The sequence below is a fragment of the Candidatus Nitrospira bockiana genome, from assembly GCF_965152565.1.
In genome coordinates this window covers 2,882,286-2,900,083 of record NZ_OZ224215.1, presented here as the reverse complement: position 1 = coordinate 2,900,083, position 17,798 = coordinate 2,882,286, and the positions used below count along the sequence as shown (strand labels likewise).

At 63.3% G+C, this 17,798-nt stretch carries 16 protein-coding genes; 9 read left to right on the top strand and 7 right to left on the bottom strand.

Features of this window, described 5'->3' with window-relative positions; all coding sequences use genetic code 11:
• Nucleotides 1-29 precede the first annotated feature (29 nt).
• The 7 genes from ACWHYV_RS14180 to ACWHYV_RS14150 form a co-directional block, all read right to left on the bottom strand.
• Nucleotides 30-1,454, bottom strand: coding sequence for a sigma-54-dependent transcriptional regulator (locus ACWHYV_RS14180; RefSeq protein ID WP_447977145.1), 1,425 nt, complete (start codon nucleotides 1,452-1,454; stop codon nucleotides 30-32).
• Complete coding sequence (locus ACWHYV_RS14175; RefSeq protein ID WP_447977144.1) at nucleotides 1,429-3,744, bottom strand: ATP-binding protein; 2,316 nt, start codon at nucleotides 3,742-3,744, stop codon at nucleotides 1,429-1,431. The genes ACWHYV_RS14180 and ACWHYV_RS14175 overlap by 26 nt, the downstream gene beginning before the upstream one ends.
• Before the next feature lie 125 nt (nucleotides 3,745-3,869).
• Entirely contained in the window at nucleotides 3,870-7,370 is a 3,501-nt protein-coding gene (locus ACWHYV_RS14170) for a PilZ domain-containing protein (protein ID WP_447977143.1), read from the bottom strand.
• A 424-nt stretch (nucleotides 7,371-7,794) separates the two neighbouring features.
• Nucleotides 7,795-8,790, bottom strand: a complete 996-nt coding sequence (locus ACWHYV_RS14165; protein WP_447977142.1) for a hypothetical protein — start codon at nucleotides 8,788-8,790, stop codon at nucleotides 7,795-7,797.
• A 132-nt stretch (nucleotides 8,791-8,922) separates the two neighbouring features.
• Nucleotides 8,923-9,375 carry a hypothetical protein gene (locus ACWHYV_RS14160; protein WP_447977141.1) on the bottom strand — a complete coding sequence of 151 codons (453 nt, stop codon included), beginning with the start codon at nucleotides 9,373-9,375 and terminating at the stop codon, nucleotides 8,923-8,925.
• 60 nt (nucleotides 9,376-9,435) lie between these two features.
• Nucleotides 9,436-10,236 carry a Stp1/IreP family PP2C-type Ser/Thr phosphatase gene (locus ACWHYV_RS14155; RefSeq protein ID WP_447977140.1) on the bottom strand — a complete coding sequence of 267 codons (801 nt, stop codon included), beginning with the start codon at nucleotides 10,234-10,236 and terminating at the stop codon, nucleotides 9,436-9,438.
• Nucleotides 10,223-11,011 carry a ribonuclease H-like domain-containing protein gene (locus ACWHYV_RS14150; protein ID WP_447977139.1) on the bottom strand — a complete coding sequence of 263 codons (789 nt, stop codon included), beginning with the start codon at nucleotides 11,009-11,011 and terminating at the stop codon, nucleotides 10,223-10,225. The genes ACWHYV_RS14155 and ACWHYV_RS14150 overlap by 14 nt, the downstream gene beginning before the upstream one ends.
• An 86-nt stretch (nucleotides 11,012-11,097) precedes the next feature.
• On the opposite strand from ACWHYV_RS14150, the gene ACWHYV_RS14145 reads away from it, so the two are divergent.
• The 9 genes from ACWHYV_RS14145 (at nucleotide 11,098) to ACWHYV_RS14105 (ending at nucleotide 17,797) form a co-directional block, all read left to right on the top strand.
• Entirely contained in the window at nucleotides 11,098-11,484 is a 387-nt protein-coding gene (locus tag ACWHYV_RS14145) for a cyclophilin-like fold protein (RefSeq protein WP_447977138.1), read from the top strand.
• A gap of 9 nt (nucleotides 11,485-11,493) precedes the next feature.
• Entirely contained in the window at nucleotides 11,494-11,772 is a 279-nt protein-coding gene (locus tag ACWHYV_RS14140; protein ID WP_447977137.1) for a DUF507 family protein, read from the top strand.
• A 79-nt stretch (nucleotides 11,773-11,851) separates the two neighbouring features.
• On the top strand, nucleotides 11,852-12,130 hold the full coding sequence (locus ACWHYV_RS14135) for a DUF507 family protein (RefSeq protein ID WP_447977136.1): 279 nt from the start codon (nucleotides 11,852-11,854) through the stop codon (nucleotides 12,128-12,130).
• A gap of 7 nt (nucleotides 12,131-12,137) precedes the next feature.
• Nucleotides 12,138-12,581 carry a tetratricopeptide repeat protein gene (locus tag ACWHYV_RS14130; RefSeq protein ID WP_447977135.1) on the top strand — a complete coding sequence of 148 codons (444 nt, stop codon included), beginning with the start codon at nucleotides 12,138-12,140 and terminating at the stop codon, nucleotides 12,579-12,581.
• Between the two features lie 21 nt (nucleotides 12,582-12,602).
• Entirely contained in the window at nucleotides 12,603-13,088 is a 486-nt protein-coding gene (gene bcp, locus ACWHYV_RS14125) for a thioredoxin-dependent thiol peroxidase (protein ID WP_447977134.1), read from the top strand.
• Between the two features lie 99 nt (nucleotides 13,089-13,187).
• Complete coding sequence (locus ACWHYV_RS14120; protein WP_447977133.1) at nucleotides 13,188-14,564, top strand: acetyl ornithine aminotransferase family protein; 1,377 nt, start codon at nucleotides 13,188-13,190, stop codon at nucleotides 14,562-14,564.
• Between the two features lie 4 nt (nucleotides 14,565-14,568).
• Complete coding sequence (locus ACWHYV_RS14115) at nucleotides 14,569-15,435, top strand: hypothetical protein (RefSeq protein WP_447977132.1); 867 nt, start codon at nucleotides 14,569-14,571, stop codon at nucleotides 15,433-15,435.
• Nucleotides 15,436-15,579: 144 nt separating this feature from the next.
• Complete coding sequence (radA, locus tag ACWHYV_RS14110) at nucleotides 15,580-16,941, top strand: DNA repair protein RadA (protein ID WP_447977131.1); 1,362 nt, start codon at nucleotides 15,580-15,582, stop codon at nucleotides 16,939-16,941.
• On the top strand, nucleotides 16,925-17,797 hold the full coding sequence (locus ACWHYV_RS14105) for a LolA family protein (RefSeq protein ID WP_447977130.1): 873 nt from the start codon (nucleotides 16,925-16,927) through the stop codon (nucleotides 17,795-17,797). The genes radA and ACWHYV_RS14105 overlap by 17 nt, the downstream gene beginning before the upstream one ends.
• Nucleotide 17,798 lies beyond the last annotated feature (1 nt).

Here is a 17,798-nt window from a genome sequence, read left to right as displayed (position 1 = left end):
CGAGGACGCAAGTAGGCGAAAGTACGTGTCTAATGAACCAAGTCCTGCCGCTCGCCGGAAACACTCGCGTCCGCAGGTGAGCCGTCATCACGGCGGATGCCGAGCATGTCCATCCGGTATTTCAGCATGCGGCGGCTGATCCCGAGGAGCGCGGAGGCGTGGGTTTGGACGTAATCCGTCTTCCGCAAGGCATCGAGAATGATCTCGCGCTCGAACTCCATGACGGCTTTTTCCAGCGAAAGCCGTCCGGACAGCGTTTCGCTGCGGAGGATATCGGAATGAATGTCGGTGCGTAGGGTGCTGGGGAGGTGTTCCGGCGCGATCGTCTGGCCGCCGGACCAGACGATCGCTTGCTCCACGACGTTCTCCAGTTCTCGGACGTTCCCCGGCCAATGGTACTTGGCCAGCACTTCCAGCGTTTCTTTGGCGAACTCCTGAAGGGGGCGTTTCTCCTCTTGCAGGCGCTGGGCGAGGAAGTGCTTCGCCAGCGCAGGGATATCCTCACGGCGTTCGCGAAGCGGGGGCAGGTAGAGGGACACGACGTTGATCCGATAGTAGAGGTCTTCGCGGAACGCCTTCCGCCGCAGCAGCTCTTCCAGGTTCTTGTTGGTCGCCGCCATGATGCGGACGTCGACTTTGAGCGCCTGGGTGCCGCCGATACGGGTGAACTCCCGTTCCTGCAGGACACGCAGCAGTTTGGCCTGAGTGGGGAGGCTGAGATCCCCGATCTCATCGAGGAAGAGACTGCCTTCGTGGGCCAACTCGAACTGTCCCATCCGCCTGCTTTGCGCATCCGTAAACGCGCCTTTCTCATGCCCGAAGAGCTCGCTTTCGATGAGGGTTTCGGGTAGGGCGGCGCAATTGATCGCGATGAACGGCTTGTCCTTACGCGCACTGTTGAAGTGGAGGGCCCGCGCGACCAGTTCCTTCCCGGTGCCGCTTTCCCCCGTGATCAGGACGGTCGTGCGCGTGTCGGCGACTTGCGCGATCTTGGCATAGATCTCCCGCATCGCCGGACTCTTTCCGATGAGGTTATCGAAGCCGTACCGGTGGGCGACCTGCGCCCGTAGGACCCGGACCTCCCGCTCCAACTCGCCGGTCTCGAGCGTGCGCGCGACGATCAGCCGGAGTTCGTCCACGTCGAACGGTTTGGTGATGTAGTCCGCCGCCCCCATTTTCATCGCATCCACGGCCGTCTTCACCGTCTTCGTGGCGGTCAGCATGACCACGGGCAGCCGTGCGTCATGGTCTCTGATCGTCTTGAGGACACCCAGCCCGTCCATGCCGGGCAGCATGATGTCGAGGAGGACCAGGTCGGGCTCGTGGGATCGGAACATCCGGATCCCCTCTTCCCCGTCGCCGGCGGACACTACTTCGTAGGTCGGTTCCAACACCATCTTGATCGAGGTGCGGATGCTGACCTCGTCGTCAATGAGCAAGACTCGTTTTTTCATGTGTGTTGTGTTCCCCGTGTTGAGGCGCGGCGAAGCCGAGCGGGTCGGTCCTCAAATTGACGAAGAAGGTCGTGCCGCGGCCGACGGTACTGGTGACGTCGACGGAGCCATGATGCTCTTGCACGATTTCATGCACGATCGTCAAGCCCAAACCGGTGCCCTCGTGCTCCCCGCTTTCGTGCTTCGTCGTGTAGAAGGGATCAAAGATATGCTCGAGGTTGCTCGGCGCGATGCCGGCACCGGTGTCGGCGACCTCGATTTGGACCCACGATCCATCCGGTTTGTTCATCCGGTGGGTCTTGACCGTCAGTCGGCCGCCCGCGTCGTCCATCGCGTCCATCGCGTTCAAGAACAAATTCAACAGCACTTGCTTGATCTGTTGCCGGTCGAGGAGCACCGGCGGGAGATCCGGCTCCAGGTGCTTCTCGATCGTGATCAACTTGCTGCCCGCTTTGACTTCGATGAAGTACAAGCAGGAGGCGACGACCTCGTTGATGTCCTCCGGAACGAACTTCGGTTCGCGATACCGGGCGTAATCGAGGATCTCGTGGATCAGCCGCTCGATTCGATAGACGTCCTCGATGACCACCTCGCTGAAATGCAGGATGAATTCGGCGTCTTCCCGTCGTGTGGGGGCAAGCTGGATGAACGTCTTGATCGACGTGAGAGGGTTGCGGATCTCATGTGCAAACCCGCCGGCGATCGTTTCCAGCGACCGCAGCCGATCAGTCCGCCGCATCAAGACCTGGGAACGTTTCAGATCCGTGTACAACATGGCGTTGTCCAGCGCCACCGCTGCGTGTTGCGCCAGGCTGGTGAGCAGGTGGAGCTCATGCGAGGCATAGTCCGGAGCGTCCAGGCGCTCGCCGAGATTAATGAACCCGATCAACCGATCTTTGTTGATCAGCGGGAGGCAGACTTCTGCATGCATGGCGGCCAGGATCGGCACGAGCGCGCGGCCGGCGGTGTCGTGTGCATGGTGGCGCAGCTCCGCTTTGACGAGGAGTGCGTGGCTGCAGCGAAGGTAATGCGGCAGCTCATCGGCGGCGGAGAGTTTCAAGGCGTGCAATTCCTCCAGACCGGGACCGAGGAAGGCGGAGAGCAGAAAGGCGTTCTTCTCATGGTCCAGCAGAAACAGTGAAACGGTTTTCAGGCGGAGGACGCGGCTGAGCGTGCTCAGGATCGTCTGCGTCAGCGTGGGCAGGTCGAGAATCGAGACCATCGCCCGGCTGAACGCGGTCAGCGTGTCGTAGGCGTTCTCCTTTTCCTTGAAGAGCGCGTGACCGACCACGGTTTCCATGTGCTGTTGGATCCCGGCCAGCAAGCCGGCGAACAAGGTGCTCGTTCCCAGGAGCAGTCCCGCCAACTGATACGAGACGATGCCGGTGAAGTAACGAACGATCGACAGGATCGCCAGGGAGAACAGGATGAGCAGCGAAAAGGCTTCGGCATAGGCGAGGACATTCGGCTTTCCCAGGGTGGGGGTGAGGTTGCGCAAGGTCGGATGCGACAACACGTACGAGCCGGCGACGGCGGCGATCATGGCGAGCAGGTAGCCGCAGGGGTAGACGGCGACGCCGTAGGTCGCGAGGAAGTCGATTCCCGACAGGCCGACGAACAGGAGCGCGCAGAAGAGGTAGCCGAGGCGGCGGGCCTCCGAAGTGTCGGCCGACGGCCTCGATGCCATATACAGCCGCCGGAGGCCGAGCGTGATCGTGACCAAGAAATAGACGACGAGTAATGGATGAAGCGGTCCTGCCTGCGGGTGGTAGCCCCAGAAGAAGCGGGTGGCGCCGTCGATCAGGCCGCCGGTCGGCAACAGAACCAGGACAGCAACACCGACCGTATAGGGGGTCCACACCGTCCGCGTTCCGGAGTTCTCGGGTCCGGCCAAGACGCAGAGATGATACAAGAGCGCCGGCACGGCGGTGATGCCGGCCAAGGAGAGCGATGCCCAGAACGAGGCCTCCGCCGTCTGTCTCGAGGAGACGGTCATGAAGGCGCCGATGGATTCGACTGCGAGCGCCCCGCAGAGCAAGGCGAATATCGTGAGCTTGGGGCTGTGCGGGGGCCGCTGGAACGCCCACAGACCGGCGAAGAGCGTGACGATCCCCGCGACCAAGGGCGGCGTGGATGCAAAGGTGGCGCGTTGAGAGATCGTGATCGCCAATGAGATCGGAACGAGGATCAAGACGAAGAGCAGCGAATACGCCACACCTTTGGTGACGAAGGATCTGCCTGTGATGGAGAGGGATGCCATGGATCTGAACGAGTACCGCGAGGTGGTCATACGCGGCCCCCGTTAAGTATAGCCGCCGAACGCTAAAATGGAGCCTGCTCGAGGAAATGAATTCCGCTGTAGAAATCAGGGCTTCGTGAGACAGGAGCAAGGAGCGACCGCGGGTGAAAGAACGGTCAGGGTGAGCGCTTTTCCGCCACAGCCACGTACGCTTGATTGGCAAAAGTGGAATAGATCCGCGGTTGAGAGGCGCCGGCGGACAGCAACAACATCGCCAGTTCTTGTCGGTCGAACAAGCGGCATGCCCCCTCACGGGCCCATTCCGTCAGTTTCCCCGAGGCCTCGAGCAACTGTTTCGCCTTCTGGAGGTCGCTCGGCCGTCCACCCAACGAGAGGAAGTTGCGGTAGAGCTGTGAGAGATCGGCCTCCGGCTTGAAATTAGTGACCAGCAGCTTTCCGCCCGGCGACAATACGCGCAGCAGCTCGCGCAGGGTAAAGAGGGGGTCACGCAAGTAGCCTAGGACCAAGCTGCATACGACCCGATCGAACCGCGCGTCGTGGAACGGAAGCGGGGCCTCCAGATCGGCGCAGGTCAGGCCGGCCTGCATGACCGCCTGGGGGCGAACGGTGACCGCGAATTTCCCTCGCAGCTCCGCCGCCACGCGGAGGAGATTCGCCCGTGCCTGCACCAGACCGTTCGGCACAAGATCAAGCCCGACATAGTGGATGGCGACGGGTGGAGCCGGCTCGGCTTGGAGCGCATGCGTGATGAGCATGAACATGGCAAAGTCGCCGTTGCCGCAGCCGGCATCCAGCACGCGCGTCTCCCGCTCGGCGGGACCGAGCAGTCGCTGCATATGATCCAAGAGATGCCAATAGTCGGAAAAATTCACGAGCTCATGCGAGCGGTCCAGATAATCTCGCCAGAAGGCCTCTTGCGTCGCTCGGCTCCGGTGCTGTTGAAGTCGCGTTCGTTCCTGTTCGATTTGAGACTCCCGTATGACCTCCTCCTCATCGGGATCGACGACCGTTTCCGCCGAGAGCGGATAGAACCATGCCCGGCACCGGGCGACGAGCCGTCTGAGAATCGGACGGACCGTGTCGGACCGATCGGAGAGCCGAGGGAGCGGTTCCGGGACGACGTGCCACTCCAGGCCGTAGTCGCCCAGCGCCTTCTTGATCTCGGCAAGCGCACTGCGACGAACCCAGCGATCATGCTGGCTGGAGACCAGCAGGACCGGAACCCGGAGTCGGGCGGCATCGGCCAACGTCGAGGGCAGATCTCCGTAGCCCTCTCTCGTCGCGTCCTGCAGCCAGGCATCGGCATCGATGTTGTAACCGAGAATGTTACTGATTCCCCGCTTGGCTCCCTGGAGCGATCCGGAAATCAGGTCCTCCTGGTGGACCGTGGCCAGTGTGTCTTGAAGATCCACGATCGGGGCCACGAGCGCGAGCAGCTTCACATGCGACAGACCGGAGATCGCTTTCATCGCGACCCGGGCCGAGAGGTTGGTGCCGAAGACCACCACAGGGCTCGCGGGCCATTGCCGGGCGGCATATTCCGTGACCGAGCGGAGGTCCCGCGCCATCCGGGTCAGCGTCGTTTCCACCATCCCGCCATCGCTTTCGCCGATGTGGTGGCTGTGATCGTACCGAAGGACGTGAAATCCGTTGCCCGCGAAGTAGTAGCCGAGTCTGATGTAGTCCCGCCGGGTCTCGCCGAACCCCGGCGAGACGATGAGCAAGGGAGCGCCCGGGGGCAAGGCGGTGTGGGGATGATCGTAGGCGAGGGCCAGGCGTTGCCCGCGCTCATTCCGGCATTCGAGTTGCTCGGTATGAATGCCGATCCGTTCAAGCGGCGGTTCGAGACGGTCGGCGGTCAGATAGCGGGCAAGCAGATCATGAAGCGGCTTTCGGCTCCCCGCATTCTGAACGAACCGTACGCCGGCGTCCACCATGCGCGGCATCGCGGCGGGCTCGGTTTCCCCACGCGAGGGAGAACGCACCCAGACGACTTCTCCGGATAGCTGATAGTCCTGTGACGCGCGACCCGGATCCACGGGCGGAGCGGTGAAACGAAGCGCGATGCGTTGGCCCGTCGATCCGCCGAACGGCTGGAGGCGCAGCCCGGCGCCCGTCGCGCTCAGGTTGAGAAGCGAGCCTTCGTGGCGCTCGCCGGCCTGCGGTCCTTCGACGTGGACCGGAACGGCAAGCGCGACGCGTGGAGACTGGCGGCGTTCGATGGAGCGCCCTTCGTCGAGTACCGATGGCCCCGGCGGCTGTCCCGGTGCCGCGCCGACGTCCGAAGACGGCAGCTTGGCAAGCAGCGCCGAAACCTTCACGGCGACGGCTCGGGTACGGAGGCCTTCGAGCAGAGACTGGAGAATTTTTGCCTCGACCTCGCCCATGGCGGAAAACCGGATCGCCAGGCCCATGAGCGGGGTCAGGGCCTGGCGCCGGGTGTCCTCGTGCGGTTCCCGTAGGCCCACGACGACGGCCGGGATTTCGAGTACGCCCACCTCGCTGACGAAGGCCAGACGGACCGGTTGCCCGGGGTGGGCGTCGACTCGCCCGCGTAAGGCGAGATAGATGCCGCCCCGGCTCATGTTCAACGCCGTACCTTCCCACGTCGTCCCGTTCACACTGGCGCGCGCTTCCATTTCGATATCGTATCGAGGGGCCTGGCGACGCTCGGTGAAGCGTTCGGTCTCCTGATCGAGCTCTCCCGCCGCGGGCTCTGCCGCGCTGGCGGTCCGAACCGGAGCCGAGGGCTTCTCAGGCGCGGCCTGAGCGCTCAAAGCCGTCTCCTGACGGAGCGCGCGGACGGTCTGAAGAAGTTGCTCCGCGGTCCCGAGAATCCGCGCCAAAGGATCGGCCAAGCTGGCCATGCGTTGAAGGGCTTCGACTTGGCGGCCTCCCCCGATCGGCCGGATCACGCCGATCGTTCCCCAGAAACGTCGTTGCGGATCATAGAGCGCTCCGGCACTGATCTCGACCTCGACCGGGGGGCGGGTCGGTTCCTTGGGACGTAAGCGCAGACGGAATCGCCGCGTCGCGCGGAGATCCGATCGCCGCTCGTTGAAACGCCACTGCGCGGTCTCGAGTTGATCGGACGGAACGAGCAGTGAATAGTGTCGGCCGATCAGTTCCTGCGGTTGAAAATGCAGGAGGGCTTCGATATGGGGGCTGACATAGAGAAAGCGGCCCTCGGCATCGAGTTCGTAGACCGCATCACCCAAGTTGTCGATGAGCCGGAGATAACGGTGCTGGGAGAGATCGAGCCGGGCGCGTAAATCCCGTTTCTCGAGCACTTCACGCGCCACCAGGGGGAGTTCGGCAAAAAAGGTCGGGGTGCTCTTGAATAAGCAATAATCGGCGCCCATGTGCATGAGCTGGAGGGCCCCGGCTGCGTCCCGTTCCGCCATCACGATGATCGCGGCGCGCGGGGCTCGGCGGCGGATCTCGGTCAAGAGACTTTCGGCGCTCTCGCCGAGCAGAATTTCGTCGAGCAGGAGCAGGTGCCAGTCCTGCTTCGAAGCCCATTCGAGGGCTTCCTCCCGGCTGTACACGGCTTCCACGCGGCAGCCGGGGTAGAACGCGCGCAAGCTCTTCGTGACCCGCATGATATCTTCAGCTTGCGTACTCGCCAGCAGGATGGTGACGGCGTCAGGCGGCATGGGAGGGTCCGGACCGGAGGGTGGGCAACGGTCCCCGGACGGCGGGGAGGTACAGGGAAACGAGTGCGGGCCCGCTAGGACGAGGAGGCTGGCAGGACGGAGGGACGGAGTGAAGAACGGGGGCGTAGTCGGCGGCGTGAGTGATGTACGGACATTCCAGTATCGACATCGGCGTGACCGTCGTGAGCAAGCCGTGGCATCAGGTCAGGAAAACGCGCGTGCTCCCGGAAGAGGGGTCCCTCGAGTCGTTCGGTCCGCATTGCTTGCAAAGTCGCGAGGTAAGCTGCCATACGGTCGGCAAGCAGTCAATTAGACTTAGGGCCTACGGTCCCGGCAAAGCAACCTGTCACACCAGGCGAACAGTCGCCTGGCCCGGCCGCCCGGTCGCGCTGAGGTCGATGATCAGACGTCGGGAGGGCCGCCGTCAGTTTGACGCGGTTCGGTGGTCTGCCTGACAAGCCCCGGGAGTCATGTACAGCAAATAGTTCCCCATGCCGTGCTGCACCTCCTGATCGTGCAACGGGTGGTGATAAACCATGGTCATTTCATAGTCGTGATCGGCTCGCACGGAAAAGCCTTGCCCATCCCGGTAGACTTGATGTGGCTGAAAGGCGATGAACCGACCATCCTGCTCGACATCGGGAACGGTGCGTAGGAGGGTACGCTGAGACGTTTTGTCGTCCAGAGTGATGAGCAGGAGCTGATCGTGCCCATGGGGGTAGGCGAATTTCACGCACCCGTCCATCCGAAACTTGAGTGGTGCGGAGAGCACATGGACGCCGGGCTTGATCTCAATGCCCTCATCGGTTTGATCTTTCCCTCGTTCGCCGAACTTGCTGTAGCAGACGATGTTGACACCGACTTGATAGACTTCCATCTCTTTGACGGGAGACCCTTCCGGCGCCATTTCCATCGTAAACGTCGCCATGACGTCCTTCGTCGGGGGCGCCTTGTGGTAGAAGGCGACGACCGACATCAGCTTCTTGCCCTTCTCTAGCTTGACGCCATAGCCCTCGGGAAAGCGCGCTTCGGTCATTTCGAGGCCGGCGCCGGCAAAGAACAGCGGTTCGCCCGGGCAGGAGACGCTTTCCTTGTCGTTGTTCAGCATCAGGATGTGATGCAGATAGTTCTTGGGGAGCGGCTTTCCGTCCTTGGTGAACACCGCCGATCGGTAGCCGACCAGGTACATGTCTCTCGGTAACTCGAAGATGTGCTTGGGCATGCTGGCGGCCAGCTCTCCGTCGTGGGAGGACGGCAGATCGATCGGACCGAAGGTCAGCGTGACCGTATTGCCCTCGATGGTGACCCGAGTCGTGGTTTGGCCGTCCAGTGTGGGGACGGTGTGATGGTCGTGAGCGCCGCCGGCATAGGCCGGTCCACCGAGAGCCACGAGAACGAAGACTAGCGCAAGGCGTCGCATGCGGATTCCTCCTGGAAGATTTGGCCTCATGGGCTCAGTGTCGTAAATGAAGGCCGGCGGTTGCAAGCAATTACCACGGAACAAGGATGTAGGAATCCGCAGCAGGACGACACCGGATCAAGGCCGACAGGGCTAGGGGCCTATTGCGGGCGTTGGCATTCCGGGCGGTACGCGTGTCCAGGTGTAGCTCCCTCCCCACTGGCGCGGCGGAATATTCTTGCGGTCCCCGACCCGAGTGTACCACCAGACGCCGCGGGCCTCGGTTCCGTCCTCGGACAACAGCAGATCGAATCCCCCTTCGCGGTCGTTTCCCGACTGGCGCCACGTGCCGCGCCAGTGCCGGTCGTGAAACTCCAGGGTGGTGATCTGTCCCCCCTGCCAGGTGTAGGTGCCGTTGCCCTGAGCATCGAGGGTCGCTCGGTACGTCTTGTCTTCCTCCTGGACATCCCAGTCGCCCTGCAAAGAAGTGCGCGGGTCCGACGGCTCGGGCCCGTCCGCAGTGGTGAATGTGAAAGGGAGAAGCAGGGTGACGGCGATCAAGACAATCGGGACGAACGGGTGTGCTCTGCGATGAACATTCGCCATTCGAGTGGGGCAGCGGGATCGTCTCCGGCTAAGCCGACCGGGAAGCTAACGTCTCGGACGCTATTTGTCAATTCCTTTCTGATTGCTGACGAGGATGACCGTCGTATTGTCTTCTCCGCCCCGGCGATTCGCCTCGTCGATCAGCGCCCGGCAGCGTGCCCGAGCCGAGAGGGTTGGCCGCTTCAGCACCGCGGCGATCACGTCCTCGGTCACCATCTTCGTGAGCCCATCGGTGCAGAGCAGCAGGATGTCGCCGTCCTCAAGCGGCAGGATGCTGATGTCCGGTTCGACCTCCGGTTCCGTCCCCACCGCGCGCGTGAGCACGTGACGCAAGGGGTGGTCTTCTGCTTCCTCCTCGCTCAGTACCCCGCTGTGAATCGCCTCTTCAACGAACGAATGGTCGCGCGTGATCCGGCGCAACGTCGCATCCCGGAACAGGTATGCCCGGCTGTCTCCGACGTGAGCGACAAGAGCGGTGGGGGACGGACTAGGCAGGACGACCAAGATGACGAGCGTCGTCCCCATCCCCATCAATGCCGGGCATCGGACCGCTTCGTCTCGCACCGCCTGATTGGACCGTGTCGCGACCTCACCGAGCAGTGTGCGCACGGAGTCCACGTAAGCCGAGTCACCGCTCAACACCGCCGACTTCCTGAGCTCCTGGACGGCCGTATTCACCGCGATCAGACTCGCCTCCCGGCCGCCTGGTCGTCCTCCCATCCCGTCGGCGATCGCCCACACGCTGAGGTCGTTGCAAACGGCAAAGGCGTCTTGGTTCGAGGGGCGGACACGACCAGGGTCGCTCAGGCCGATTCCCTGCCACCGGGCGGGCGGGGAAAGGTCAGGGTCAACGCGTGCCATAGTGGCAAGAATCGGCCCGGGGGCCGCGGCGGCAGGCGTCGGCCAGGCGGCAATAGAGGAAGTCAGCCAGCGCCTCGAGGTTCCGCACGTCGGCCTCGTTGTACTGCAGGAGCAGTTCCAGCGCCGAGGATGCACCGTGGCGCCATCGCATCCACAGCCGTACGGCATCCCAACCGTCGAGACCTTGGAGGTGCCTGGGGCGCTCGATGCCGGCCAGCGGCTCGATCTGCTTGAGGCCGCCGCGCAGCCCCAATCGCTTTGCCGCGAAGCACAGGTCCATGTGGGGGAGGTCGATCCGTAGTGTCGGAAACTTCGCCAGGAGATAAGGGACATCGAAGATGCGTCCGAAAAACGTCACGAGGAGATCGTACCGGGACAATTCGGCCGCCAAGCGCTCGGCGGTCAGCGACTCGCCTCGGACCAGCGAGGTCAAGCGGCCCTCGCCGTACAAGCCGACCACGGTGACCTCTCCGGCCCAATGCGGGCCCCCGGTCGTCTCGATATCGAGGTACACGGCGCGCGGCCGGAACTCCTCATACAACCGCCAATGGTCCTTGGCCTTCAAGCAGGCGGCAAAATACCGGGCATCCCCTTGCTCGAGATGCCGGTGTGCCGCCGCGAGAGCCTCGTCATAAAGCATTTTCCGAGGACGGCTGATGGCGGGCAAGGTATCGGCGGCGAGGAAAGCCTGCCAGTCGGACACGCCCGACTCCCAAAGCCGGCGCTCGGTGGTGTCCCCGATGCCTTTCAAGAGGACGAATGTGGATCGAATCATACGGCAGCGGCGCGATTGTAGTCTTGCTTTCAAGTCTGAAACAAGATACATTCCGCTCGATTGCGTTGAATTGTTGAATTTATTCCATGACGGCACCCGGTCCTCGCAAGATCAAGCTCTCCATCGGCGGCGTCACCCTGGAAGCGGAACTCAAGTCGAACAAAACGGCGGACGAGATCTTGGCCGCCCTGCCGGTGGACGCCCCCGTCAACGTGTGGGGAGAAGAGTTCTATTTCAAGCTTCCCGGTGTCAAGGACTACCGGGAGACGGCGACCACGCAGGTGAAGATCGGCGATATCGCGTTCTGGGGAGTGGGACAGGTGCTTGCCATCTTTTTTGGCCGCACCCCGATGAGCACGGGGCCTGAACCGGTGCCGGCGGACCGTGTCAACGTCGTTGGTCGGATCCTCGGGGATGCGGCGCAACTCAAGCGCGTCATGGACGCGACGCGTATCAGGATCGAACAGGCCTGACGGATTGCCATGAAGCTGTCAAAAGGGCGCGTGCATCGATTGAGCGAGTCCTTGGCTGCAGGGCTCGCGGAAAAAGGGCACCTGGACGTTCGCGACCGGACCGGCTTGGTCCAGGCGCTCGAGGCCGCGATTACCGAGGAACTCTCCGTCGAGGATCGGCTGAACGCCGAAGTGCGTGCCTTGATGAAGCAGTACGACGCCCAGATCGAGCGCGGCGGGGTCGACTATCAGAAAATGTTCACGATGATCAAGAGCAAGCTCGTCCGGGAGCGAGGACTGATTCTGTAACCCCTGAAACGCGGACCGAACGTGAACCAGAGGCCATGTCGGTATCCGTCTCCACGTTCACCGTTCCGCGCGTGGTGCGATGCTGCTCAGCGAAGACAAGCTCAGCCATCTGTCCCACGTGATTCTGGGCTGTTTGAAACGGAGCCCGCATGCCCGGCTCATCGGCGACGAGACGCAGGCGCTCCGTGAAGTCAAGCGAATCCTGGCGGCCGAGGTCGCAGAGGAGGAAGCCTTGGACCGGGTGGTGCGCGCACGGCTGGCGTCCTATTCGAGGCCGGTGGTCGAGGGAAGCGCCGAGTGGGACGTCCTGTACCGCAAGACCTGGGAAGAGGAGCTTCAACGGAGGAAGAAGCCCTGAACTCGCCATGAAGACCGTCCTGCTGATCTCCGTTATGATCGTGTCGCTCGCGGCCTTCGGCTGCGCCTCCAAACCGAAACCCCGAGTGCCGCTGCCGCTCCGATCGACCGTCCCGCAGGAGATCGCGGTCATCAACGCGCAAGCGATCCAGGCGTATCAGCAAGGCCAACTGGAGCAAGCCAAGGCCCAGTTTCAGCAGGTCGTGGCTGCGGCGCCGTCGTCCGCCGAAGCCCACTACAATCTCGGTCTGACGCTGTATGCGACTGGGAACGCCGAGCAGGCGCAACAGCACTTCATCGAGGCGGCGAATTTGGCCCCGGGCGACAAGGTGATTTGGGATTCGCCGGCGTTACGTCAATACGGCTCCCCCGATACGAATATTCCCAAGGCCCCGAAGGATCCCAATGCGGCGAACCAGCGGCCGGGGTTCGGCGGCATGCGCCGCTATTAAGTCCGCTTAAAGAGGACGGAGATGGCGAGGCAACCGGACGTGGGCGACAAGGCCCCGGACTTTTCCCTTCCCGATCAGCACGGCAAGCCGGTCGCGTTGAAGTCCCTGCGGGGACAGACCGTGGTGCTCTATTTTTACCCCAAGGACGATACGCCGGGTTGTACCAAGGAGGCGTGCGGATTTCGTGACGCTGAAGCGGTCCTGACAAGAGCCGGGGCGGTGGTCCTCGGCGTCAGCTTGGACGGGGCGCAAGCTCACCAGAGGTTCATCGAGAAGTACCGCTTGCCGTTCACCCTGTTGAGCGACGAGGATGCCGCCGTCTCGAAGGCCTATGGCGTCTACAAGCAAAAGAACATGTACGGGAAGAAGTTCTGGGGCATCGAGCGCAGCACCTTCGTGATCGACAAGACCGGCACGATCAAGGCCGCGTTTCGAAAGGTCAAGGTGGATGGCCATGTCAAAGAGGTCCTGGACGCCGTGAAAGCTCCCTCGCCGGCGGTGTCCTGATCCTCGTCTCGACCGGCGCACGTCCGGCTCGTTGCGTCGCCGCTCCCGCGACGTCTTCGTCATTCCTCTTCACTGAAGCATCTTGTTGGAGGTCAGGGCGTGAAGCGTAGCCCCCGGTCCAAACGTCCGACTCGGCCGAAGTCGGCCTTGCCCGCCATGATCGTCCCGCCGCCCGGGCCACGCGCCAAGCAATGGCTTCGCCGGGACGAACAAAGCCTCTCCACGTCGCTGACGCGCATCTATCCGTTGGTGGTCGAGCGGGCGCAGGGTGCGATGGTGCAGGATGTGGATGGAAACCGCTACCTGGATTTCACCGCGGGGATCGCCGTCGTCTCCACGGGCCACGCCCACCCCTTGGTCGTTCGGGCCATCCGACGGCAAGTCGGACGCTTCATTCATATGTCCGGGACGGATTTCTATTACGCCTCGCAAGTACGCCTCGCGGAGCGCCTGGCGCAGCTTGCGCCGATCAAGCGGCCGGTCCGGACCTTCTTCAGTAATTCCGGTGCCGAAGCGATCGAGGCCGCGTTCAAGCTCGCTCGCTATCGGACGCGTCGCCCTCTCATGATCGCGTTCCACGGCGCCTTCCACGGCCGGACCATGGGGGCGCTGTCGCTCACCGGGAGCAAGGCCGTCCAGCGCCGACACTTTGCCCCGCTGGTGCCGGGCGTCACGCACGTCCCGTATGCGAACTGTTATCGGTGTCCGTACGGACTGCGCTATCCCTCGTGCGACATCCATTGCGTGGACGTCATCCGGGACGTGTATTTCAAGAGCACCGTCCCACCCGAGGACGTGGCGGCCATCATCGTGGAGCCCATCCAAGGCGAGGGCGGCATCATCGTGCCGCCGCCCGAGTTCCTGCCCCGGCTTGCGAAGCTCTCGAAAGAGGCCGGGGTCCTGCTGATCCTCGATGAGGTGCAGACGGGCATGGGACGGACCGGCCGGATGTTCGCCGCGGAGCACGCGGGTGTGTCGCCGGACATCCTGGCTGTGGGGAAAGGCATCGCCTCGGGTCTGCCGATGGGGGCGACGATGGCGTCGGCCGACGTGATGAATTGGCAGGCGGGCTCGCATGCCAACACGTTCGGAGGAAATCCGGTGGCATGTGAAGCGGCGCTCGTGACGATTGACCTGCTCGAAAAACGCCTGATGGCAAATGCGGCGGCGATCGGAGACCATCTGCTGAAGCGACTTCGCGAGATGCAATCACGGCACCGGCTCATCGGCGACGTCCGCGGACAAGGTCTCATGATCGGCCTCGAATGCGTCCGTGACCCCGAGACGAAAGAGATGGCCGTCGAGGAGCGCGATCAGATCGTGCAGCGTTGTTTCCAACGCGGATTGCTCCTGCTCGGCTGTGGGCAGAATGTCATCCGCTTGGTTCCCCCGTTGACCATTACGAAGCGTGATGCCGACACGGCGGTAGACATCCTTGAGTCCGTCTTGACCGGGGTCGAGCGTGGGCGGACCTAGCACCATGCCGCGTCCCGCTCGGTGCCTCCCAGCCTGGGCGCTCCTCCTCGTCCTGATCGGGACGACGAGTTCCCTGTCGGCCGCGGCGAAGGTCCCGGCGAAGCTGATCGTCGAGGATGCGCTCACGTGGCCCGGTCAGACCGTCCGTCTGGAAGCTCGATTGCTCCGTGACGGCATTCTGCTGCAGCCCGGCTTGGGTGGAGAACGGCTCGAATTCTTTGTCGGGGGGAAATCCGCGGGGTCGGCCCTGACCGGCGGGGATGGCCGGGCCGTCTTGGAATTCACCCCACGGATGCGCGGAAACCTGTCGATCACGGCACGACTTGGTGAGAGCCCGCGCGTCGAACCCGCCGAAGGCCGCGCCACGTTGTTTTCCTGGGAGCGGCGCCGTCCGATCCTGCTGGTCGAGTTCGCTGCCCTGGTCGAAGAGGCCGACCGGACCCCCCTGCCGTTCCCGACCTTGCCCGGCCCGGCGGCCGTCGCGGTGCCGCGGCCCATCCCCCAGGCCGCCGAAGAGCTGAAGCGCCTCACCGCGTATTATTTCAACGCGGTGTACCTGGCCCGCGGGTCGGCCTTGTTGCCGGCCGGCTCGCACGCCGTGCGCGATTGGTTGGCGCAGCACCAGTTCCCTCCAGGCGTCACCGTTGTGCTGAGTTCCAGCAAAGAGTCCTTGGCCGAGAAGATCGAGGACCTTCGAAAGGAAGGGTGGGACAACCTCAAGGCCGGCATCGGACGGACCCTCGATTTTGCCGAGGTCCTCGTCGAGCAGCGTATGGAGGTCGTGATCGTACCCAGGCCCGAGGGCGTTCGCTTGCCAAGAAAAGCCCAGGTCGCCGAGAGCTGGAACGACGTCAGAAAGAAGAAGCTCTAAGCCCGCCCCTCCTGTTCGGGCCGGAGAAGGACTCGCCGTTGAGCGCGTGAGAACCCGCCTCGTCGCGATGCCAGCCGGTCACTTCCTTTTGTAATTTCCAGCACATTCCTTTAAGATACCCGTACCAACGAAAGGCTCCGGCCGATGCGGGCCAAGACAAGTTTCCTCTGTCAGGCGTGCGGGCATCAGTCTCCGCGCTGGGTTGGCCGTTGCCCGGACTGCGGGGGCTGGAACAGTATGAAAGAGGAGCGCCTGCCCCTTCCCGGCCGCGGCCGCTCGTCCGTCCTCAAGCTCGGGGTCATGCAGGCCACCCCCATCGGCGCCATCGAAGTGGTGGGCGAGCATCGCCGGCTCACGGGCATCGGCGAATTCGATCGGGTTTTGGGTGGAGGCGTCGTCTCGGGCTCGGTTATCCTGATCGGTGGGGACCCGGGGATCGGCAAGACCACCCTGCTCCTTCAAGCGCTTCCCCGACTGGCCGTCTCGGACGAACCCGTCCTCTACGTGTCCGGAGAGGAATCCCCGCAGCAAATCAAGATGCGGGGCGAACGGCTCGGCGTGCGCAGCCCCGGACTGTACATTCTGGCCGAAACATCCCTCGAGGAAATCGTCAAAACCGTCCAGGATCTGCAACCGGCCGCCGCCGTCGTCGACTCGATCCAGACCGTCTACACCGACCAGATCACCTCGGCCCCCGGCAGCATCAGCCAGGTTCAAGAAGTGGCCGCGCAGTTGATGGGCGTCGCCAAGCGCAGCGGGATGCCGATTTTCATCATCGGGCATGTCACGAAAGAAGGGGCCATCGCCGGCCCGCGGCTCCTGGAGCACATCGTGGACACCGTGCTGTACTTCGAAGGCGACAAGGGCCATAGCTACCGGATTCTGCGGGCGGTCAAGAATCGGTTCGGGTCGACGAACGAAATCGGCGTCTTCGAGATGAAGGAGGGCGGCCTCGAAGAAGTCACGAATCCCTCGGAATTGTTCCTCGCCGAGCGGCCGGCGACGAGCACGGGGTCGGTGGTCGTCTCGAGCCTGGAAGGGACGCGTCCGATTCTCGTCGAGCTTCAGGCGCTCGTGTCACCGACCGGCTATGCCATGCCGAAGCGGATGGCGACCGGGGTGGAGATCAATCGTGTCGCCCTGCTCCTGGCCGTGATGGAGAAGCGCCTCGGGCTTCATCTCTCCGGGCAGGACGTGTATGTCAACGTCGTGGGTGGCATGCAGATCGACGAGCCCGCGATCGACCTAGGGATCGTCACCGCCGTGACGTCGAGCTTGCGTGAGCGGCCCATCGATCACGGCACGATCGTCCTTGGCGAGCTGGGCCTGGGTGGGGAAGTGCGGGCCATCAATCAAGCGGAGTTGCGGGTACGGGAAGCGGCGAAAATGGGGTTCGAGCGGTGCATCCTCCCGGCTCGCAATCTCGCCAAACTCGACGTGCGGGAGCCCGTCCAGCTCGTCGGCGTCCATGAAGTCGCTGAGGCGCTCGATGCGATGCTGGGCTAATGGCACCATCGGTCGCGTGCTCCTCGTCGGCGTCCTGGCCGTCACCGGCCTCGACGGTTGCAGCGGGTGGCTCTCTCGGCCGGATGTCCGCCTCGATCGTCCGCTCCAGGAGGCTACAGCCGATCAACTCCTGGCGCTCCTCGAGGAACGTGCGGCCGCGATCCGATCCTTGAAGGGCCTGTTTCGCGCCCACATCCAAGGCCCCGGCATTCCGGCGACCCAGCAAGTGGAAGGAGCGGTCTATTATCAGCGCCCGGACGCCCTTCGGCTACAGGGGTTCAATCGTTTGGGGATGAAGCTGTTCGAAGTCGCATTGGGCGCCGATCGCTATCGCGTCCGGCTGGTCAACGGCCAGGTCTTATCCGGATCTCTCTCCGAGTTGCATCGGGTCGAGCGGGTGGCGCGGCCGTTTCAGCTCAGCGTCTTGGCAATGACCGGAGTCATTGGAACGCCGGCCGTCCCGAAGGACGATCGGATCGTCCTCAGCGACGAAGGAGACCGTTACCGCTTGGACGTCTATGCACCTGGGGCGTCGCTGACGTCAGGGCCCTATCGGCAGATTTGGTTCGACCGCCGGTTGCTGCAAGTCGTGCGGGACGATCGGCTGGCGCCGACGGGGGAGCTCGAAGCCACGGTGCAGTTCGATGACTTCCGGGCCGTCGATCTCGCCCCTCACGAAGGAGAGGCGCCCGATCGGACCGGGGTTCATGAGCAGCCCCTCCGCCCATTTCGGATCCATGCCCGAGACGGGCAAGGGCAAAGCCGGATTCAATTGATGTTTCACGAGCTCATCCCGAATGCGCCGGTGACCGCCGAAGAGCTCCAGATCGCGCAGTGGAGTGAGCCTCGAGGCTGAT